Source organism: Parvimonas sp. oral taxon 393 str. F0440, assembly GCA_000223315.2.
In the GTDB taxonomy this organism is placed as follows: Bacteria; Bacillota; Clostridia; order Tissierellales; family Peptoniphilaceae; genus Parvimonas.
Map to the genome: position 1 here is coordinate 405567 of AFUS01000005.1, position 21521 is coordinate 427087.

Genomic DNA, 21521 nt, shown 5'->3' on the forward strand with positions numbered 1-21521 from the left:
TTTTAAAATATGAATTATATTTTTCTAAAAAAATATTATAATTAAGTTACAAAAATATTCATAATAGCTAAAAACAAGTTATTTAGAACATGCACCGTCATAGATGCAGAAATTCTTTTTGTATAAAAATATACACTGGAAAAAATTATTCCATATATTACATAATAAATCATAGCAGGATGAAAAACTCCATCATGTGTTGCTCCAAAAATTACTGAAGACACCAGAACTGATGTTACAAATCTTACATATTTATTACATCCCGAAAGTAAATCATATAAATATCCAAATAAAATTTTTCTATATACTATTTCCTCGAACATCGGTCCTGTAAAAACTGAAATAAAAACTGTAAATTTAGTATATTTTAAGGAATGTAAAGTCATTTCAGAATTCTTACTTTTTATAGCTACACCCAAAATATATGTTAAAAATTTACTGAATACAAAAAGAATATTATGGTTAAAATCAATATTACAATAGAAAATAAAAAGCTCTCTTTTAATCCTTTTTTTGAAGAAGCATCTATTGAATTAAATTTTCTATTATATATATACTTAGAAATTAACAACACAGATATAATTATAAAAATATATCCTAATCCTTGAAATAAAATTACATCAAAAATATAATCTCCAGTAAATTTGAATTTAATAATAAAAGGTAAAATTTTCTTTTAAAAATGAATTCGCAAAAAATAAACATCAAAATTGGCAATATCCACTTTTTAAAGTTTTTACATTTAATAAATCAGTTTTTCCCATAAAAAACTCCTTAATCATAAACAAGCAAATTATTATGCTAAATTTCTAAATTTCTTAAAATTAATTCTATTTAATAAAATTTTCTAAATCTTTTTACAATAATGTAACTATTACAAATACAGAATTATGTAACCCATGAGCTATAATACTTGGAATTATGCTCTTTGTATATAAATAAAGCGATGAATAAATAAGACTTCCGAACAAATGACTTATTGCACTCGGGGCAAAAACTCCGTCGTGAATACTACAAAAGAAGATTCCTGAAATTAAAAATGAAGTCATAAACCTTACATACTTATTACAACCTTGATGCAAATCATATAAATCGCCAAAAATAGCCTTTCTAAAAACAAATTCTTCAACTATTGGTATAAGAACAATAGTCTCAAAAACAAAATAATAATTACTTTTTACTAAATTTTCCATAAATATACTGTTCTTACTTTCAAAATGAAAGAAATACTTTATAAAATTTCCTATGACAAAGATTCTTATAATTTCCATAAAAACAAAAGCTAATATTGTAATAATAGCAATTTTTAAAACGCCGATATTGTTTTTATGTTTTTTCACTAAAAATAATGAAAATAGTATGAATATAACTGATAAAATAAAATTTTTAATAAAATTGTACATAAGTATTTTATCAGTATCATATATATTTTTTATCATGTTCTTTAATATTTCGTCCGAAATAATATATAATAATATCACTACTATTCCCAAAACAAACTCTTTTGTTTTATTCTTCAAAGCCATAAGTTTAACCCCCAATTTTGATTTACAATTAATTTTTAAAAATAAAATTCATCATATTTTACCTTAAAAAGCATAAATGCAGTACAATAATTGCTATGCAAAGTAATGATACCATAAAGAAAACGTATTTGTCAAATGAATTTCACAAAATTTTTAAAAAACAAGAAAATATTGATAATTATTTTTTATTTTATTGAAAACACTATATTTGTCAATAAAAATATTATAATTATTTATTATTTTTTCTTATTATTATATTACTATTCTTAATTTTTAAAATTTTAGGTAAACATTTTTATAAAAATTATTTTTAAAACCCATAAAAAAACTCCAAAAGTTTTTACACTTTTGAAGTTCTAATTATAAAATAAAAACATTCACTTAATATTACTCTGTAAATCAAATCCCTAATATGTCATCTCGACCGAAGTTGAGCGATGCGAAACGAAGCGGAGAGATCTCATAAAGCTCCATTAAGAATTGTATTTGATAAGTGGATTAAATTTCGAATCAAAGATTTGAATAATCCTTACGTCAAACTTACTGTCATTTGGAACAAAATCATCTCCAATAATATTTCTAGATATTTTTCACAAATACGAATTTATTTTTTGAAGACATTTCTTCAATAAACGCATATCCATCTTTGTCAAATTTCTTTATATCTTCAATATTTTCAATTTTATTTTTAGTCATAAAATTAAGCATCATTCCTCTAGCTTTTTTGAAATCGTAGAATGTTTTTTAGTTTTCCATCAACTTTTTCATAAAATCCAAAATCCAAAATTTGATTCTCTGAAATGTACTTTCTAACTGTTTTTGAAAATTCCTCACTTGCAAGATTAACAATAAAATCTGTGTCTTTTAAAATGTTCTTGGCAATATCATCTTTCCAAAAATTATATAAATTTCCCATTTTTGTTTTCATAAGAAAATCAAGTCTATATGGATTAATTAAATCAAAAGGTTTAAGCACCCCATAAAGTGCAGAAATAATAATTAAATGCTCCTTTATATACTCTAAATCGCACTCATCAAACTCTTCTCTTTTTATATTTTTATAACACATTCCGTCATACATATAAAAGGCCTTGCAATAATCTTTTGAAACCAAAACTTCAGGAATATTCTTTAAAATTTCATTTGTTTTATCAGAAAATTCAACTCCTGAAGAAAATCTCTCACAAGTTTTAGAAATCGTCTTTGCAGGTGATAAAATTATTTTCATATTTCTCTCCTTAAATATTAATTAAATAGTATAACTAAATCTAAAAAATAAATTATTATCTTGATTATATAAAAAAATTACATAGACGTCAACTTATCAAAAAATAGCACCGAAGTGCTATTTTAAAAGTATTCATATAAAATTGTTATTGAAGTTTTTAATTCTTCATCATAATTTTTTATCAGTTCTTCAAGTTCTGCTTTTAAACTGTTTTCGTCAAAATTTTTATCTAATTTGTTTCCATCTAATGCTAATTGCAAACCTACAAAGTATTTATTTCCTTGTTTGTAGATTGCAAAGTCATGCATTGATTTTATATAACTAAACTGATTTTTCCAATTTTCAGTAATTTCTTTTAATTCAATTTCTCTTTCCGTAAAGTTTCCACCAACAGGCTCAACATGGATTACCAATACAATTTCATATTTTCATAAATTTCTTTTTCAATAAGGCTCATAAGATTGTGTGCTTTGATTAAACTCATTTCAGAATCAACTTCAACATCAACAGTTGCAATTGTTTTAAGATGTCCATATCTATGAAAAGTGTAATTGTGTATTCCTAAAATTTCTTTGTGCTTTTCTATATCTGACAAAACTGACTTTATCAATTCTACACTTGGTGCTTCTCCAATAAGTTGACTAATTGTTTCCTTTGCCAAAGAGAAACCTGAGAATAGAATAAATGCAGAAACTATTAGACCTACAACTCCATCAACCGGAAAAGTAGTATAGTTAGCAAAAATCATTGCAATTAAAACAACTGAAGTTGTAAAAACATCACTCAAACAGTCAATTGAAGTAGCCTTTAAAATGCTTGAATCTATTGCTTTGGAAAGTTTTCTATTGAATAAACTCATCCAAAGTTTTATAAAAATAGAAATCACTAAAAAAGCAATTCCTATTTTCCCCATAATAATTTTTTCAGGATTTATAATTCTTTCGATAGATGTCTTTGCAAATTGAACTCCTACAATCATAACCATCATTGAGATTATTAAGGTAGTTATATATTCAACTCTTCCATGTCCATAAGGATGATCCTTATCCGGAGGTGCAGAAGAAAATTTAAAACCTAAAACTGTTGCAAAGGAATAAATTGCATCCGAGAAATTATTTACTGCATCAGCAGTTATTGAAACTGAATTTGCTAAAATTCCAATTACAAATTTTGATACTCCCAAAGTAACATTTAAAAATGTTCCTATCATTCCTGAAAGATATCCGACTTTTTTTCTATCATATTTATCTGTATTTTCTATTTTTGAAATATTCAATATTTTTTTCTCTAACATATTTACTCCATAAACAGTACAATATTTCCGGTTTTAATTGTCTTTTTTATGTCTATAATTCTTTGGTTTGAAGAACCTCGAAATTTCAAAGTTAAGTCTTTTAATCTATAATCAAATCTTCCATCAACTAAAACATCACATTCTTTTAAAAGCTCGAATCTATCATCATCTTCAAGAATTTCTTCAAAAGTATATCCTGAATAAATCCAAATATTTTTATTTACACTTTTCTTAATATCTCTTACAATTTCAAGGAGTTCTTTTGCGTTTTGCATTGGTTCTCCACCAAGCAAGGTAAGACCCGCTACATTTTTATCACGCAAATAGTCTATGACTAAATTGGTAGTTTCTTTTGTCCAAAGCTCCCCAAAATTGAAATCCATATATTTTCTATTAAAACAATCTTTACAATTATGTGTACAGCCAGTTACGAAAATACTAGTTCTGATACCAACACCATTTGCAACATCATAAGCTCTTATCTGACCATATCTCATATTAATCCCTCACTATATATGAAGCACCCTTGCCTTTATTTCTTTAGTTCTACCTTCATTCCAGAAATTTTCTCCAAGATAACCGCAAGTTCTTCTAGTTACATTCATTTTTTGTTTATCTTTATTATGACATTGAGGACATTCCCATTCATTATGATCATTTATGATTATTTCCCCGTCAAATCCACAAACATGGCAATAATCTGATTTTGTATTAAATTCAGCATATTGAATATTATCATAGATAAATCTAATCATTTGTTCAACTGCTTCAACATTATGGTTCATATTTGGAATTTCTGCATAGGAAATACAACCACCAGTTGATAATTTTTGGAAATCTTCTTCAAATCTGAATTTATCAAAAACCGAAATATTTTCTCTAACATCAACATGATAACTATTTGTATAATATCCCTTATCTGTTACATCCTTTATTTCTCCATATTTTTCTTATCTATTGTACAGAATCTATGAGTTAAACTTTCAGCAGGAGTTCCGTATAATGAGAATGACATTCCTGTTTCTTCACTCCAACTATCAGCAGCTTCTTTAATCTTTCTCATAACTTTAAGAGCAAATTCTTTTCCTTCTTCTGTTGTATGACTAACACCTTTTACACACATTGTAGCTTCATACAATCCGATATAGCCTACAGAAAGAGTTGAGTATCCATTTTCCAAATATTTCTTAATGCTTTCGCCCTTTTTAAGTCTTGCAATAGCTCCATATTGCCAATGAATAGGAGAATTATCGCTCTTTACATTTTGAAGAAGTGAGTTTCTGAATAAAAGTGCTTTTTTTACAATTTCAAGTCTTTTTTCCAACATTTCAAAGAATCCTTCTTCATTTTCCATATTTAAAATTCCTATTTGAGGTAAATTCAAACTTACAACACCTTGATTAAATCTACCTTCAAATTTATAGTTTCCATTTTCGTCTTTATATGGTGCTAAGAATGATCTACAACCCATAGGTCCAAATACATTTCCTTCATAATGTTCTCTAAGTTTTTTTGCAGAGATATAATCAGGATACATTCTCTTTGCAGTACATTTTGCAGCAAGTTTTGTTAAATAATAATATTTACTGTCTTCTCTTACATTATTTTCATCCAAAACATAAATCAATTTAGGAAAAGCCGGTGTAATATAAACACCTTTTTCATTTTTTATTCCTTCTAATCTTTGTTTTATTATTTCTTCAACAATTTGTGCAACTTCATCTTCATATTCAAAACCGTCTTCAACATACATAAATAGAGTAACAAAAGGACTTTGTCCATTTGTAGTCATCAAAGTATTAATTTGATATTGAATAGTTTGAATACCAGCTTCTAATTCTTTCTTCGTCATTGCTCTTGCAATATTTTCGATATCTTTTTCATCAGTTAAAATTTCTTTTGCAAGTTTTAAATGTTTTTCATAGCTCTTTCTTAGATATTTTCCTAAATGTGCAATATTTAAGCTTTGACCTCCAAATTGTCCTGATGCAACCTGTGCAATTATTTGAGTCATAACTGTACAAGCAACTTGGAATGATTTTGGAGTTTCAACCATTTTACCATTAATTACTGTTCCATTATCAAGCATATCTCCAATATTAACTAAACAGCAATTGAACATAGGTTGAATTAAATAGTCCATATCGTGAAGATGGATAGCTCCTTCATCATGTGCTTGAACAATATCTACAGGAATTAACATTCTTCTTGCGATATCCTTTGAAACTTCCCCGGCAATCAAATCTCTTTGAGTTGATGCAAGAATTGCATTTTTATTTGAATTTTCATTTATAACATCTAAATTTGTCTTATCAAGAAGCCCTAAAATACTTTCGTCGGTAGTATTTTTAAGTCTTTTAAAAGTTTGAACAGCCTTATAATTTTCATAAGCTCTTGCAGTTGCAGGATTTCCATATTTAATCAAACTGTAATAAACATGGTCTTCTATATCATATATACTCATTTTCTTTCCGATTGTTGTTGCAAAAGTTTCTATCTCTGATGCAATCTTTTCTGCCAATCCTTCTTCATATATTCCAGTACTGCTATGCATTGCTTTTTTTATTGCGATAGCAATTTTATTTGCGTCAAAATCAACTTCTTGACCATTTCTTTTTATTACCTTAATCATAACTACCTCCATAAACACTTAAAAATTCTCGGTAGTAAGATTATACCATCAACAATATATATTGTCAACAAAAACACTTACTACTATATATAGTATATTTACCCATTTTATAGCTTGAAATCCATTGTAAAATATTTTATATCAACAAGTAGAACAAATATTTAAAAAAATTTTTTAATTTTCTTAAAAATATTTTATGCAAGAAAAAACTGATACAAATTTTTAAAAATTCATATCAGTTTGAATACTTTTTATTTCATTTTTATTGTCTTTTATAGTTTTTATTCCAAACAAAAAATATATAATATGGAAAAACCAAACTATTACTAAAATAATTCTTCCAATCTTTGTATTTTTCATAAAATAAAAACCTGTACCCATTGTCAAGGTAAAAAGAATATAATCTTTAATTTTTGTTTTAATAAAAGACCTTTTCTGTTTGCAATTTTTTCTATATTATTTTTATATAATTTAGTTCCAACAAACCAATCATGTAATCTTTTAGAACTTCTTGCAAAACAATACAATGTTATCATATAGAATGGAAATGAAGGTAGTATCGGTAAAAAAGCTCCCATCGTACCTATTACAAAAAATATTAGTCCTATTACAATCCAAGTGTATTTTACAAATTTAATTTTCATATATTACCCCCATATCTATAATACGATAATGATAACATATTTCATCTTAATCTTCAAGGCTATATTTTAAAGCATTTACCATTTTCTACTCTATATACAACATCTGAAAATGATACTGTACTCATTCTGTGAGAGATCAAAAATACCATTCCCTTACAATTTTCTTTAATCAAATTCAAAATTATTGATTCATTTAAAGTATCTAAATTACTTGTAGGTTCATCAAAAATATAAACATCCGATCTTTTTAACAATGCCCTCATAAGTTCAAGTCTTTGCATTTCTCCACTTGAAAAAATAACTTTTTCAGAATTTATTTTAGTATCGAGTCCATTTTCAGTTGATAAAATCTTATCTTTTAATCTACATTTTTCTGCAATTTCTAAAATTTCTTCATCGCTAATCTTTTCATTTCCTAAAACTAAATTTTCTCTGATTGTTTGAGAAAAAATTTGTGGAAATTGTGGAATATAAGCAATTTTTTCTTGTAGTTTTCTACTGTCTATATCTAAAATATCCTCATCATTTAAAAATATTTTTCCGGATTTAGCCATATACCATTTCATTACCATTTTCATCAATGTACTTTTTCCGGATCCACTTTCTCCAACAAGTCCGACAATTTTTTTATCTTCAAAATGTAAATTCAAATTTTCAAAAATATTCTTATCTCTATTAGGATAAGAGAAATCAACATTTTCAAATTTTATTTCATTTAATTTCTCAATTTCTTTATTTCCATCATTTCCAATAGGCTCATTTTCATCTAATAAACTAAAAGTTTGTTTTGCAGCTTGTAATGCACGACCCAATCCTAAAGGAAGTCTGCTTAACTCTAAAAAAGGAGCAAATGATGAACTGAAAACAACCAATGTAATTACTGCATCTTTAATACTTATTATATTTTTATTTACAAGTATAAATTCCGCAAAAGCAAAAGTAAAAACTCCAAAACCTATTGTTAAAAAACTAAATGAAAATTGTAAGAAATTTAATTTTGCAACATTTCTTTCCTTTTTATTTACAATTCTGCTTTCTTTTGTCAAATTTTCAAATCTTTCCTTTTCAACTCCAAGTTGAAGTAAATCTTTCATCCCTCTTAAACTTTCCAAGAAATATGAAGTATATGATTTTCTATATTTTTGTTGAATTTCAAGATGTGGTTTTAATTTGCTTGAAAATACATTTGGAATAATAACTGCAAGTATAAAATATACAATTATTGCAATTAAGCTTAAATGAAAATTATATTGTAAAAAATATACAATTAAAACTATTGAAACAATAGTCCCTGTTGTAATTGGAGCTAGAGTATGTGCAAAGAATACTTCCAACGCTTCAACATCTTCTCCTATCAGTTTAAGTAAAGCCCCGCTGTCTTGAGAGTCAAGTTTTGACGGAGCAAGTCTTCTAAGTTTTGAAAAAATTTCTCTTCTAAAATCAGCCAAAACATTAAAAGCAACAAAATGTCCGAAATAATGCTCTCCATATCTGAAAAGTCCTCTTGAAATCGCAAGAATGACTAAAACTATCAAAGATATTATTTTTATTTTTTCTCCATTAAGTGCATCAAATCCCAATGAAATAATTCTTGCAGGAATATATACTGTAATCAAAAAGCCGAAAACAGCAAAAAATACAGCCAACAAAATTACTGGGAGTAATTTTTTCATAAAATTTATAAGTCTGATAATCAATTTTATACTATCTTTCATTTAAAATTGCCTCCATTTCATTTTGTTTATCCAGTAACATCTTGTATTCATAATTTGAATTATATAAATCTTCAGGTTTTCCAAAATCCCAACTTTTTTCTTTTCCCATAAATAAAACGAAGTCAGCTTTATTAACCTGTTTCATCTTATGAGAAATAAACATAACAATGGAATTTTTAGAAATCATTTTGATTAAATCCAAAATCGCTATTTCATTTTCGGTATCAACACTTGAAGTCATTTCATCAAAAATGTAAATTTTTCTATTTGCAAGTAAACTTCTAACACAAATTATCTGTTGTCTTTGACCAGGAGAAATCAATCTTCCGTTTTCTCCGATAATTGTATTAAAACCATCAGGCAAAGTCTTTACAAATTTTAGAATATGTTTCTCCTCAATCCATTCTAAAATTTCGTGTTCAGATAATTTTGTAGCTTTTTTCAAATTATCCATAATGCTTTCATTAAAGACATAGGAATCAGGAGATACATAAAAACCTAGAGAATTTATATCAGACTTTGAAAAATCTCTTAAAGATTTTCCATCTATCAAAATCTCACCGGAATAATTCTCAAGATTTTTAAACAAAACTTTAGCAAATGTACTCTTTCCAAGTCCACTCTCTCCTGCTATTGCGAATAAACTACCTTTAGTGATACTTAAATTAATATTATTTAAAACATTTCTATCATCATACGAAAAAGATAAATTTTTAAATTCAATATTATCTATACTTTCCAATTCTATATTTGAGATGTCTTTTTTCTTTTCTAACTTAACACTATCTAAAAAAGTAAAAATTCTATCTGCCATCTTAGTATTCATCATAAGTAAATGCATACAGTATCCCAGTTCTCTGATTGGAGTAAAAAACTCAGTTGCAATCAAAACAAAGAAAATAAAATTAAAAATTGATATATTCCCTTTTGAAACTGAAAGAACTGCTAAAAATCCTGAAATTGCAATTCCAAGATACATAACTCCGTCCATATATCCAACTGATTGAAGTTGAAATTTTAAAAGTTCCATAGTTGAAAGTCTGAATTTTTCGGCGGATTCATTAAATTTTTTCTCATAAATGGCATCAGCACTATAAGAATAAAGAGTATTTAATCCCTTTAAATCATCCATAAATAAATTGCCTACATCCATATAAGTCGACCAATAATGTTGCATAATTTTTGCTGAACGCTTTTGTATTAACACTATTGAAACGGGAATAAATGGAATACTGATTAAAAATACCAAACCACCTAAAGGATAAATAAAGGCTACAACCAATAAAATTGTCGCACAGTTAAAAAATGTCCTTAAAGTTGTAGATAAATAATTGCTGTAAAATGTATCCAAACTGTCAATTCCTTGAGATGCAACAGTAAGCACATCAGCTGTTGAATAACCTTTAAAAACTTCTTCTTCACTTTTGGAAAAGGCATCAAAAAATTTAACTTTTAAATTATCTCTCGCAAATTGAGATGCTACTCCTTGGTATCTTTTAGCAAAAATTGAAATCCCAAAACCTAAAATATTTAATCCTATAACAATTATTGCATAAGTAAAAAGGCTAAACTCCATTTTATTATATAAATTAGAAAAGCCTTTTGCTATAAATCCAAAAGAAATTATTCTCATCAAAAACTGAATCCAAGATAAAAAAGATGCTATATAGACAAATCTCATCCTATCTCCCAATTCTTTTTTTAATCTATTTTTTAATTCTTTTCGCCTTTCACGACTTATTTTTTGCTTTTGAATTTTTGTACTGAAATCACTATCCATAAAAAACTCCTTATACAAATTAATATTAACTATTTATATGATACCCAATTAAGAAGATAATTAAAAATATAATCAATCTCAATATATCCCTGAAAAAATACCACGTTATGTGGTATTTAAAATTATTTTATCTTTCCAACTTCTTCTACAACTCTATTTATTGCATCTTCAGAAGACATTTCAACATTTTCCATTTCTCTTCTTGTTGAAAATTCAATTATATTTTCATTAGCTTTTTTACCAACAGTAATTCTTAAAGGAATACCAATTAAATCTCTGTCATTAAATTTAACGCCTATTCTTTCTTTTCTATCATCAAGCATAACTTCAACACCTTGAGTTTCCAATTCATCATGAATTTTTTCACCAAGTTTCATTTGATCTTCATCATTAATATTTACAACTGTAACTATTGCGTGATATGGTGCGACTTGAATTGGCCAAATAATTCCTTTTTCGTCATTATTTTGTTCAATAATCGCAGTAATACTTCTTGTAATACCAATACCATGACTTCCCATCCAGAAATATTGACTAACACCATTTTCGTCCAAGAAAGTTACATTTAAAGATTTAGAATATTTTGTTCCAAGTTGGAAGATATTTCCAACTTCTATACCTCTTGCAAATTTCAAAGGCTTACCACTTATAGGACAAACATCTCCCTCTTGAACCATAAGTAAATCGTCTGCAATTTCTCCGTCAAAATCTCTTCCAAAATTACAATTAATGTAGTGATGGTCTGCCTTATTTCCGCCAACAACTGTATTTTTCATAAGAGTAACCCTCTTATCTAAAATCTTTCTTACTTTTAAGTTTACAGGTCCTGTATATCCTGCAGATGAACCTATTTTTATAATAGTTTCTTCATCCATCATTTCAACTTCATGTTCAGGAACTCCAAGATAAGCGCAAAGTTTTGTCATATTAAGCTCTCTATCTCCCGGAATAAATGCTATAACAGGTTCTCCTGCAACAATCAAATCTATCGCCTTAATACATTTTGATGCATCTTGTTTTAAAAAGTTTCCAACATCTTCTATTGTTTTACAATTTGGAGTATAAACTAATTCAAGTTCCCTTTCATCTCCACTTTCGTCAACTTTGTAAATAACTTCTGCTTTTTCATCAGTTGCTGCATATCCACTCTCATCACAATAGCAGATTACTCCCTCTCCAACATCAGAAAGAGCGATAAATTCATGTGAACTATTACCTCCCATTGCTCCTGCATCTCCGGCAACAATTTTATAATTAAGTCCTAATCTATTAAAAACTTTTTCGTATGCTTTCCACATTTCTTTATAAGATTCCATCATCATTTCAGGACTTTCATCAAAAGTATAAGCATCTTTCATTGAAAATTCTCTAGCTCTATTTATACCAAAACGTGGTCTTTTTTCATCACGATATTTAGTTTGAATTTGATAAATATTTAAAGGTAATTGTTTATAACTCTTAATTTCTCCACTTATCAAAGTAGTAAAATATTCTTCAGCAGTAGGTCCAAGACAAAATTCTCTTTCATTTCTATCTTTAACTTTGAACATTTCAGGTCCAAAAGTTTGCCATCTTCCTGATTCTTCCCATATTTCCTTTGGTTGAAGTGCAGACATTAAAATTTCATATCCACCCATTCTATCCATTTCTTCTCTTACAATATTTTCTACTTTTCTAATTGCTCTATATCCAAGTGGAAGATAAGAATAAACTCCTGCAGCAGTTTTTCTTATCATTCCTGCTCTTAAAAGCAATTTATGACTTATAATTTCTGCCTCTTGAGGATCTTCCCTAAGTGTTGGCATATAATATCTTTTCATTTTCATAATAAATTTCCTCCATAATAATAAATTAATTTTTGTGATGATTTTTATAAAATGACTTCTATAATTAATAAAAAAAACGGCAATCATCTCCAAGAGACGAAAGCCGTGGTACCACTCTAATTTATACTCAAAAGCTATAAGGCACAACCCTGTATTTTTAATACAAGTTCAAAGATAGGTTCAATTACCTGCATAAAAGTTTTTCACCAAGCAACTTCTCTCTACATATACATAAATAATCTACTATTTCTTATCATCACTAAATATCTAACAAATAAATTATATTAAATTTAGCATAAAAAGTCAATATTAAATTATTAAAACTAAAAATTGGAACAAAAAAGGCTGAGTATAAACTCAACCTAAATTTTTTATTCTTATTTATGACAACAAGGTTTTGAAGCTCTTAAGAACCAAACATTCTTTTCTAGTTCTCCAATTTGATCTTCTAACATTGAAACAATTATGAAATCTCCATCATTATCAGCTTCTTCTCTAATTTTTGTAGCTTCTTCTTTAAGAGCAGCTAAATCATTCATAACTATTTCGTTAACTTCATCAACTGTTACTTTCTTAGATTCTAATTCTTTAACAGTAGCATTAGCAACATATTCTTTTAATGATGCAAATGGGAATCCACCTCTCATTTTAATTGCTTCAGCAACTTCATCATACCATTCGAAGAATTTGTCATATAATCCTTCTGTAAAAATATGTGTTTGATAGAAATTTCTTCCTTCTACATTCCAGTGTAAGTTATGTAATTTAGTAGTCATAACTGCAATGTTTGATAAATAAACATTTAAACTTTTAAAATCTTTCATTTTTATCCTCCTAATATATTATCATTTACAAACATTATATACCCAATTAACAAAAAGTAAAATTTTTTTATAAAAATTTTTTAAAAATTTTTTTGCTTGTTTGTGGAGATAGTTTATTTAAAATTGTATTTAAAAACTTGTATATGGTTGTACTAATAAATATTTTTCACAAATTCATTTCCCAAATGGAAATTGATAGATTTTTTTAATTTCAAACATTAGAAAAAGCCCTAAATTGTAACGTTTTTGTAATTGATTTTATTTTATTTTCTGTTATAATCTCTAATGAACAAAATTATGAAGGATAAAAAATGAAAGACTTAAAAAATATAATTAACAATATAAATTTAGATAGATTAAAACAAATAAAAATAAGAAATTTTTTTAAAAAAGACAAAAAAATAATTAATGATACAAATCATATTAAAAGTTTTGACGGACTTCGTGCGATAGCGGTTATTTTGGTAATGCTATATCATACAATTCCTCATATTGTTTCCGGAGGATACTTGGGAGTTGTAATCTTTTTAGTGTTAAGCGGATATTTAGTAACCGATAATTTCTTAAGAGAAATGGATGAACATAAATATTTGGATATTATAAAGTTTTGGAAAAAAAGATTTATAAAATTGTATACTCCACTTCTTCCAATGCTAAGTATTGTCAGCCTATTCGTATTATTATTTTTTAATGATATGTTAAGAGGATATGTGGGAAATTTATTTAGTTCCCTTTTTGGGATAAACAATATATATCAAATAATACATGGACTCTCATATTTTGACTCACACGGAAATCCAAACCCTTTTACTCATTTGTGGTCTTTAGGATTAGAAGTTCAATTCTATTTAATATGGCCAATTTTAATCTCTTTACTATATAGGACATTTAGGTTAAAAAGAAAAAGCATTGCGGTAGTAATAATTATTTTGTCACTTTTTTCAGCAACTACAATGTATATCTTATATAATCCTAATACTGATGTGTCTAGAATTTACTATGGTATAGATACTAGAGCTTTTAGTTTTTTAATTGGTGCATTTTTTGCATGTATATATCCAAGAAATAAAGTTCAAGAAGTAAACTTTTCAAAAAGTGAAAATATATGTATTGATATTTTATCAATTTTGCTTTTTGCTCTAATAATCTATACATCTGTAATATTAGATGCAAAAATGGAGATAGTTTATAAATTTGGAATGTATTTTTACTCATTTTTAATAGGATTATTAATTATTACAATACTTTTAAAAGATAATATAGTTAATAAATTTCTGTGTCTTACTCCTCTAACTGAAATTGGAAAGAGAAGTTATAGCCTTTATTTATGGCAATATCCAATAACAATATTTATCGGAGATTATCTAAAATGGAGTAAAATCTCAATTGTCTATTTAATTTTAATAGAACTGTTATTTTCAATAATTTTTGCAGAAATAAGTTATAGAATTTTTGAAAGAAAAATTAATTATTTAGGTTATATAAATGAAAAATGTAATGAAGATATAAAAAATAGAAATCTATTTTCAGCAATTGGTATTTTGGCAATATTTATAATATTTTCAACATCCATTCTATCAATTACTCAAAAATCTGATGACATTGAAGAATTGAAAAATAGACTTGAAAATATACAAAAAGAGAACAAAGAAAATTCACAGTTAAATAATTTTGAAATTTCAAAAGAAAATTTTGATATAAAAAACCAAAAGAACATATTGAAAATATTGATTTTTCTACAATTGACATTACCTTTATTGGAGACAGCATAATGCTTTCCGCTTCGGACAAAATGAAAGATGAATTTAAAAATGCTATAATAGATGCAAAAGTTAGCCGTCAAGCATGGGATTTACCAAAAGTTTTGGAGAATTTGAAAGAAAAAAATAATATAAAAGATATTGTGATAATTCACTTGGGAAGCAATTACAAAATAAATAAACAGAAATTCAAAGCAAATTTACTTTCTTTAGAAAGTAAAAAAATATTTCTAATAAATTGTGTCATTCCGGATCCTTGGGAAGAACAGGTAAACACAACTATAAAAGAAATTGCTGAAGAAATGGAAAATGTAGAAATGATAGATTGGTATGCTGTTGCTAAAAACAAAAAAGATCTTTTCTACAAAGATGCTACTCATCCAAATGAAGAAGGTGTAAAAGAATATATAAATCTATTAAAAACTGAATTAACTAAACATTTAAAAAAGGGGCATTAAGCCCCTTTTAGTATTTTTATATTTTTTTAATTTTCGCTCCGCTGTATTCAATACTCTTATTTACAAGTACATCCAAAGCGTCAATGGTATTTATATTTTTAGAAATATCCAAAAGACTAAGTTCTGTACAAGCTATTATTCCAATAGTTTCATCATCACAATATTTATTTAGAATTTCAATAAAGTCTTTATTCTCTAAATTATTTGTCTCCTTAATCTTGTAAATAATATCCATAACGGAATTTTTATCGTCTAAAGTAATTTCCTTTACCTTTATTCCATTTTTTTCTGCATATTTATTGTAAACTTTTGAATTAAGAGTTCCAAGAGTTCCAAAAACTGCTATATTTTTTATACCTTTTCTTTTGATTTCTAATATAGTTTCTTCAATCATATTAATAATTTTTAAGTTTGCAAAGTTTTTAAATTCATCATAAAAATAATGACTTGTATTACAAGGAATAGCAACTACATCTACACCAATTTTATCCAAAATTTCTAAATCCTTTTTTATTTCATTTAAAAAATCAGTATCTTTTTTTTCTATGATACATTTTGTTCTGTCCGGCATTGTTGAATGATTTAAAACTATTAAATCAATATGTTCATTATCATTGTGTGCCTCAGTATTTAAAACAACTTTATCATAGAACTTAACAGTTGCTAAAGGTCCCATGCCTCCGATAACTCCTAATTTATACACTATTTCCTCCTAAATATTTTTCTAAAAACTTTTCCCAATAGAATTTTATTAAAGAAAAACCAAGGTTTTAAATCATCAGTAGCAAAAATTGCAGGAGCCCATTTGCTTGAAAATGAAATCTTTAAAGATTTCAAAATTCCAACTTGTTTTGTTTTCTTATAACGCCAAATTGCAACCATATCTTCAAAACCATAAATAAAAGCGTAATTTGTATCGTAATCAATATACTTACAATCACTTTCTTTTAAATTTCCGGTTAAATCAAGATAAGCAATATAAGGCATATTAATTCCAACTTTATAAATCAAATTGTTAAAATTAGTAGTCCTAGCATTTATTTCTATTAGATAGATTTCTCCTGTTTTTTCATGTCTTTTATATTCTATTTCACCAAAACCTCGATATCCTATATTTTCTAAGAAAGGCTTTGACATATCAATTAATTTTTGATTGTATTTTTGAATTGTAAAACAAGATGCCCCAAAATTTATTGGCCATTGTCTTTGCTTTTGAGCAGTCATATAATGAGTAGTCTTTCCACTTCTATCAATGTAATAATCATAAGTCAACATACAATCGTCAAAACCTGGAATAATTTCTTGAACAAATATTTCAATATCATTGTCTTTTGCTTTTTTTATTCCATTTTCCATCTCTTCAACATTATTACAGATAAAAACTTTATTTCTAAAAATCTTAGTAAATTTTACAGTATCAACAGGCTTGATTATACAAGGAAATCCAACTTCATTTTTTACTTTTTCAACCAAATTTTCGTCATTTGCATTAATTGTTGCCGGAATTTTAACTCCATTTTCTTTTGCAATATCATATAAAGTCCATTTATCCAATAATTTTGAATTAAGTCCTTTAGCTTGACTGATTAAATAATATTTTTCCAATTCATCATAATATTCATCTATAAATTCAACATATTTATCATGTGTTGGGAGTAAAACAGGTTTTTCTTCTTGTTTTTTTCCATATTCTATCAATCCTACAAAAGCCTCTTCTCCAAATTTATTCAAATTATCAATTTTTAAAAATTCAGATATATATTTTGACTTTGCTCCATAGGAATTATCAAAGTCATAATCACAAGCTACAACATGAATTCCTTCACGTCCTAAACATCTTATTATGCTAAGTCCTATATAGTAATTACAACCTAAAACAACAGCTTTGTTCATTCTTTTACCTCTTAATTAAAATATTGTTCATACCATTTTAAAAATGTATAAATAGTATAAATTTTACGACCATTATTGTTTTTATTATTAAAGTGATCGTCAAGAAGTGAATTGATTTTTTCCACATCAAAAAATTCACTTACAAAATCCTTATTGAAAGTTTCTTTAACAATATTATAATATTTTTCTTCCTTAATCCATAAAACAAAAGGAACAACAAAACCTAACTTTCTTCTCTTAGCCCAATCATCAGGTAATTTGTTCAAAGCAGCTTTTCTAAAAGCATATTTTGTTATTTCATTATGAACTTTATGTCTTACAGGAATTGTTCTTGCAAGTTCCCACATCTTTTTATCTAAAAGTGGAACTCTAAGCTCAATAGAATTTGCCATAGTCATCTTATCTGCTTTAAGCAAAATATCGTCAACTATCCACATTTTCATATCAAGATATAATCTCTTAGATACATCATCCATATCTTTAACTTCATCATAATATTTTTTAGTTAAATCTCTTGAAGTTTCAGAATTTTGATATTTTTCTTTTAAAAGTAAATTAGCTTGTTCATCAGACATTATTTCTGCAGGTCCTATATATCTATCTTCAACCTTTTGACCATATTTCATTATAATTGTCTTTCCGCTAAAATGCTTTTTATCCTTATATTTATTATATAACTTATTTCTTAAACTAAATGGTAATTTTTTGTAAATTCTTTGTGGAAGAGCCTCTGCATATTCATTATATCCGGCAAATAATTCATCTGCTCCTTCCCCTGATAAAACTACCTTAACTTGTTCAGATGCAAGTTTTGACAAGAAATATAGAGCAACAGAAGAAAGATTTGCATGTGGCTCATCTGAATAGTATTGTACTTTATTTATTCCGTCAAAAAATTCATCAGGAGTTATTATTTTAGAAAAGTTTTCAATCCCTAATCTATCTGAAAGCTCTTTTGCATAAACTGTTTCATCAAAGCCTTTATTATCAAAACCTACAGAAAAAGTTTTGTTAGGCATTGCTGTTGCAACAACATAACTTGAGTCAACACCACCTGACAAGAAAGAACCAATTTCAACATCACTTATCTTGTGATACTTAACTGATTCTTCAACTTCTTTTTCTATCTTGCTTACAGCTTCATCAAAAGTCATTTCCTTATAATCAAGAGTTAAATTGTAATAGCTCTTTATTTCAAGTTTCCCATTTTCAAAAATATAATAATGTCCCGGTCTAAGTTTCTTTACACCTTTGAAAAATGTTTCTTCTAAAGGATTGTATTGAAAAACTAAATAATGCTTCAATGCTTTTTCATTAATTTCTTTTTTAAACTTTGGATATTTTAAGAACGACTTAACTTCTGAACCGAAAACAAAATCTCCATCAATCATTGTATAGTAATATGGTTTTATTCCAAAATGATCTCTTGCACCAAAAAGTTTTTCTTTCTTACTATCCCAAATAGTAAAAGCAAACATTCCTCTTAATTTAGCTAAAATGCCTTCTTCACCATATTCTTCATAACCATGTAAAATAACTTCCGTATCGGTATTAGTTTTAAATTTATATCCCTTTTCTAACAAATCATCTTTTATTTCTTGGTAATTATAGATTTCTCCATTAAAAATTATAGCCACATCATTATTTTCATTTAAAATCGGTTGTGAACCTTCATTCAAATCAATTATACTTAATCTTCTAAAGCCAAAATTAATTCCATTGTCAAAATAATATCCGTCACTATCCGGACCACGATGAATTATTTGATTATTCATCTCTCTTATTACATTTTCATCTTTTACATCTTTACTGTAAAATCCTACAAATCCACACATAATTTCTCCTTAAAATTCTTCAAAAGAATTAACAACTGAATCATTTAATTATCAAATCATTTCTAATATACAAACTAATTTAATTATATCATATACTAAAATTTATTTCTATTCTTTATAATTTCTTTAACAGTTTCTATCTCGCTATATGGAAAATATTCATCTCCTATAACTTGATAAGGCTCTGCACCCTTTCCCGCAAGTAATACAATATCATTTTCTCTTCCAATTTCAAAAGCATATTCTATTGCCTTTTTTCTATCTTCAACAACTGTATAATTGTTTTTATCACAATTAGAAACTAACTCACTTACTATTTTGCTAATAGACTCATGTCTTGGATTATCTGATGTAAAAATAACTTCATCAGAATTTTCCAAAGCAATTTTTCCTAAATCAGGTCTCATGCTGGAATCTCTATTTCCACCGCTATGACCTATCAAAGTAATAATTCTATTGTGAGGAACTTTATTCAAAGTTTCAAGCACATTTGTAAGTCCGTCAGGTGTATGAGCAAAATCAATTATTATTTTAAAATTTTCATTTGATTGAACGATTTCCATTCTACCACTCACACCTGAAAAACTCTTTAGTGCTTCAATAATATCTTGAATAGAAATTCCCTTTACATATCCTGCACAAATTCCTGCTAAAACATTATAGACATTAAAAACTCCAACTAAATTAGTTTCAACTTTATATACTTCGTCTAAAAAATGTAAATCAAATCTCATTTTCCAATCATCAAATGAAATATTATCAGCAAAAAAATCAGCATTCTTATCATTTATTCCATAAGTAATAATTTCTGATGGAATATGTTCAGCATATTTTTTTGAATATTCGTCATCACTATTTAAAATAGCTGTTTTTAACTTTCCATTCTTTAAATTATGTCCTAATTGTGTAAATAAAAGCTCCTTTGTATTCGCATAATTTTCCATTGTCTTATGCAATTCCAAATGTTCATGAGACAAATTTGTAAAAATTGCACAGTCAAAATCACAACCTAAAACTCTATCCAAAGCTAATGCATGAGATGAAACTTCCATTACACAACATTTACAATTTTCAACTACCATTTCATTTAAAAATCCTTGCAAATCTACAGAAATAGGAGTTGTATTTTTTGTAGGAATTATTCTATTTCCTATTTTGTGATGTATTGTTCCTATTAGACCTGTTTTCATATCACAAGTTTCAAAAATATGATTAATTAAATAACTTGTAGTTGTCTTTCCGTTAGTTCCTGTTATCCCAACCATAAATAATTTTTCACTTGGATATTTATACAACACATTAGCTAGAAGTCCCATAACTTTTAATGTATCTTTAACATAAACAACGGGAATATCTCCTGACTTGTCAGATACATCTTTTGACGCTATTAATAATTTAGCACCATTTTTTACAGCACTTTCAACAAACGAATGTCCATCTACAGTATTACCTTCTATGCAAATAAAAGCAGTATTTTCTTTTATATTTCTATTATCTTGTGAAATATAGTCTATATTTATATTTTCAATATTTCCATAAATTTTTTTACCTTTATAAAAGATAACAATTCATTAGCTAACATATCTAACTCCTATCTATAAAATATAGTATTCAAAAAACATATAAAATTTTTAAAATACTCACACTTTCTAATAATTTTATATAAACAAAAAAGGTCTCATAAGAGACCTTGGAGGCGACATCCAGATTTGAACTGGAGATGAAGGTGTTGCAGACCTCTGCCTTACCACTTGGCTATGTCGCCAAATTGAAATGGAGCGGAAGACGAGATTCGAACTCGCGACCCTCGCCTTGGCAAGGCGATGCTCTACCACTGAGCCACTCCCGCAAATGGTGCCCAGAGGCGGAATCGAACCACCGACACGAGGATTTTCAGTCCTCTGCTCTACCGACTGAGCTATCTGGGCATATAATATTCAATTTTTCGAATTTTTTATATTATATATACTTACTTTTTTCAATTTTTAGATAGCTCATTCTCTCGTGCTTCGCACTAGACTAAGATATTAACTCAAAATATCTTCGATTTCATCTCGATATTTTGGTTACTCTCTTATACCGACTTTTCGCTATCTGGGCATAATA

Annotated in this window: 16 protein-coding genes, 3 tRNA genes and 3 pseudogenes; 2 read left to right on the top strand and 20 right to left on the bottom strand. The window is 27.0% G+C overall.

The features are described from left to right. Window positions 1-41: 41 nt before the first annotated feature. From HMPREF9127_RS09860 to HMPREF9127_RS06465, 13 genes and pseudogenes are all read right to left on the bottom strand, one after another. Window positions 42-705 (bottom strand): annotated as a pseudogene (locus tag HMPREF9127_RS09860) (CPBP family intramembrane glutamic endopeptidase). 152 nt (window positions 706-857) lie between these two features. Then, window positions 858-1526, bottom strand: a complete 669-nt coding sequence (locus tag HMPREF9127_RS06420; protein ID WP_009448503.1) for a CPBP family intramembrane glutamic endopeptidase — start codon at window positions 1524-1526, stop codon at window positions 858-860. Window positions 1527-2105: 579 nt separating this feature from the next. After that, window positions 2106-2754 (bottom strand): annotated as a pseudogene (locus HMPREF9127_RS06425) (YaaA family protein). Between the two features lie 122 nt (window positions 2755-2876). Next, on the bottom strand, window positions 2877-3167 hold the full coding sequence (locus HMPREF9127_RS09540) for a hypothetical protein (protein ID WP_009448680.1): 291 nt from the start codon (window positions 3165-3167) through the stop codon (window positions 2877-2879). After that, entirely contained in the window at window positions 3161-4048 is an 888-nt protein-coding gene (locus HMPREF9127_RS06430; RefSeq protein ID WP_009448920.1) for a cation diffusion facilitator family transporter, read from the bottom strand. The genes HMPREF9127_RS09540 and HMPREF9127_RS06430 overlap by 7 nt, the downstream gene beginning before the upstream one ends. A gap of 2 nt (window positions 4049-4050) precedes the next feature. Continuing rightward, window positions 4051-4545: an anaerobic ribonucleoside-triphosphate reductase activating protein gene (nrdG, locus tag HMPREF9127_RS06435; protein WP_009448590.1), complete on the bottom strand. Its 495-nt coding sequence runs from the start codon at window positions 4543-4545 to the stop codon at window positions 4051-4053. A gap of 12 nt (window positions 4546-4557) precedes the next feature. After that, a pseudogene (gene nrdD / locus HMPREF9127_RS06440) lies at window positions 4558-6680 on the bottom strand (anaerobic ribonucleoside-triphosphate reductase). Between the two features lie 222 nt (window positions 6681-6902). Next, window positions 6903-7040: a hypothetical protein gene (locus HMPREF9127_RS09545; RefSeq protein WP_255261731.1), complete on the bottom strand. Its 138-nt coding sequence runs from the start codon at window positions 7038-7040 to the stop codon at window positions 6903-6905. A 23-nt stretch (window positions 7041-7063) separates the two neighbouring features. Further along, window positions 7064-7324, bottom strand: a complete 261-nt coding sequence (locus HMPREF9127_RS09550) for a YbaN family protein (RefSeq protein WP_009448522.1) — start codon at window positions 7322-7324, stop codon at window positions 7064-7066. Between the two features lie 59 nt (window positions 7325-7383). After that, window positions 7384-9039: an ABC transporter ATP-binding protein gene (locus HMPREF9127_RS06450; protein ID WP_009448612.1), complete on the bottom strand. Its 1656-nt coding sequence runs from the start codon at window positions 9037-9039 to the stop codon at window positions 7384-7386. Beyond that, a complete protein-coding gene (locus HMPREF9127_RS06455) occupies window positions 9029-10819 on the bottom strand; it encodes an ABC transporter ATP-binding protein/permease (protein WP_009449038.1) in 1791 nt (596 codons plus the stop codon). The genes HMPREF9127_RS06450 and HMPREF9127_RS06455 overlap by 11 nt, the downstream gene beginning before the upstream one ends. A gap of 122 nt (window positions 10820-10941) precedes the next feature. Continuing rightward, the gene (locus HMPREF9127_RS06460) at window positions 10942-12645 is read right to left on the bottom strand and encodes a proline--tRNA ligase (RefSeq protein ID WP_009448498.1); all 1704 of its coding nucleotides are present in this window, start codon (window positions 12643-12645) and stop codon (window positions 10942-10944) included. Window positions 12646-13022: 377 nt separating this feature from the next. Continuing rightward, window positions 13023-13469 (bottom strand): Dps family protein, encoded by a 447-nt coding sequence (locus tag HMPREF9127_RS06465; protein ID WP_009448888.1) that lies wholly within the window; start codon window positions 13467-13469, stop codon window positions 13023-13025. Window positions 13470-13780: 311 nt separating this feature from the next. Between HMPREF9127_RS06465 and HMPREF9127_RS06470 the strand changes: the two genes are divergently transcribed. Further along, window positions 13781-15241: an acyltransferase family protein gene (locus HMPREF9127_RS06470; protein ID WP_009449047.1), complete on the top strand. Its 1461-nt coding sequence runs from the start codon at window positions 13781-13783 to the stop codon at window positions 15239-15241. Window positions 15242-15261: 20 nt separating this feature from the next. Then, window positions 15262-15687: an SGNH/GDSL hydrolase family protein gene (locus tag HMPREF9127_RS06475; protein ID WP_218015500.1), complete on the top strand. Its 426-nt coding sequence runs from the start codon at window positions 15262-15264 to the stop codon at window positions 15685-15687. A 16-nt stretch (window positions 15688-15703) separates the two neighbouring features. On the opposite strand, the gene HMPREF9127_RS06480 is transcribed toward HMPREF9127_RS06475, so the two are convergent. The 7 genes from HMPREF9127_RS06480 to HMPREF9127_RS06510 all read right to left on the bottom strand — a co-directional run bounded on the left by HMPREF9127_RS06480 (window position 15704) and on the right by HMPREF9127_RS06510 (window position 21343). Further along, window positions 15704-16390 (bottom strand): aspartate/glutamate racemase family protein, encoded by a 687-nt coding sequence (locus HMPREF9127_RS06480; RefSeq protein WP_009448832.1) that lies wholly within the window; start codon window positions 16388-16390, stop codon window positions 15704-15706. After that, the gene (locus HMPREF9127_RS06485) at window positions 16390-17580 is read right to left on the bottom strand and encodes a carboxylate--amine ligase (RefSeq protein ID WP_009448729.1); all 1191 of its coding nucleotides are present in this window, start codon (window positions 17578-17580) and stop codon (window positions 16390-16392) included. The genes HMPREF9127_RS06480 and HMPREF9127_RS06485 overlap by 1 nt, the downstream gene beginning before the upstream one ends. An 11-nt stretch (window positions 17581-17591) precedes the next feature. Further along, entirely contained in the window at window positions 17592-19415 is a 1824-nt protein-coding gene (gene asnB / locus HMPREF9127_RS06490) for an asparagine synthase (glutamine-hydrolyzing) (protein ID WP_009448796.1), read from the bottom strand. 95 nt (window positions 19416-19510) lie between these two features. Further along, window positions 19511-20983: a UDP-N-acetylmuramoyl-L-alanyl-D-glutamate--2,6-diaminopimelate ligase gene (locus tag HMPREF9127_RS06495; protein WP_052635962.1), complete on the bottom strand. Its 1473-nt coding sequence runs from the start codon at window positions 20981-20983 to the stop codon at window positions 19511-19513. Between the two features lie 123 nt (window positions 20984-21106). Beyond that, window positions 21107-21180 (bottom strand) — tRNA-Cys (locus HMPREF9127_RS06500). Window positions 21181-21189: 9 nt separating this feature from the next. Further along, window positions 21190-21264 (bottom strand) — tRNA-Gly (locus tag HMPREF9127_RS06505). Window positions 21265-21267: 3 nt separating this feature from the next. Next, a tRNA-Phe gene (locus tag HMPREF9127_RS06510) sits at window positions 21268-21343 on the bottom strand. Window positions 21344-21521 lie beyond the last annotated feature (178 nt).

Bases quoted from the DNA above. Each gene is read 5' to 3' on its own strand.
- HMPREF9127_RS06420 (WP_009448503.1), bottom strand. From the start codon at position 1,526: ATGGCTTTGAAGAATAAAACAAAAGAGTTTGTTTTGGGAATAGTAGTG.
- HMPREF9127_RS06430 (WP_009448920.1), bottom strand. From the start codon at position 4,048: ATGTTAGAGAAAAAAATATTGAATATTTCAAAAATAGAAAATACAGAT.
- nrdG (WP_009448590.1), bottom strand. From the start codon at position 4,545: ATGAGATATGGTCAGATAAGAGCTTATGATGTTGCAAATGGTGTTGGT.
- HMPREF9127_RS09545 (WP_255261731.1), bottom strand. From the start codon at position 7,040: ATGAAAAATACAAAGATTGGAAGAATTATTTTAGTAATAGTTTGGTTT.
- HMPREF9127_RS09550 (WP_009448522.1), bottom strand. From the start codon at position 7,324: ATGAAAATTAAATTTGTAAAATACACTTGGATTGTAATAGGACTAATA.
- HMPREF9127_RS06450 (WP_009448612.1), bottom strand. From the start codon at position 9,039: ATGAAAGATAGTATAAAATTGATTATCAGACTTATAAATTTTATGAAA.
- HMPREF9127_RS06455 (WP_009449038.1), bottom strand. From the start codon at position 10,819: ATGGATAGTGATTTCAGTACAAAAATTCAAAAGCAAAAAATAAGTCGT.
- HMPREF9127_RS06460 (WP_009448498.1), bottom strand. From the start codon at position 12,645: ATGAAAATGAAAAGATATTATATGCCAACACTTAGGGAAGATCCTCAA.
- HMPREF9127_RS06465 (WP_009448888.1), bottom strand. From the start codon at position 13,469: ATGAAAGATTTTAAAAGTTTAAATGTTTATTTATCAAACATTGCAGTT.
- HMPREF9127_RS06470 (WP_009449047.1), top strand. From the start codon at position 13,781: ATGAAAGACTTAAAAAATATAATTAACAATATAAATTTAGATAGATTA.
- HMPREF9127_RS06475 (WP_218015500.1), top strand. From the start codon at position 15,262: ATGAAAGATGAATTTAAAAATGCTATAATAGATGCAAAAGTTAGCCGT.
- HMPREF9127_RS06485 (WP_009448729.1), bottom strand. From the start codon at position 17,580: ATGAACAAAGCTGTTGTTTTAGGTTGTAATTACTATATAGGACTTAGC.
- asnB (WP_009448796.1), bottom strand. From the start codon at position 19,415: ATGTGTGGATTTGTAGGATTTTACAGTAAAGATGTAAAAGATGAAAAT.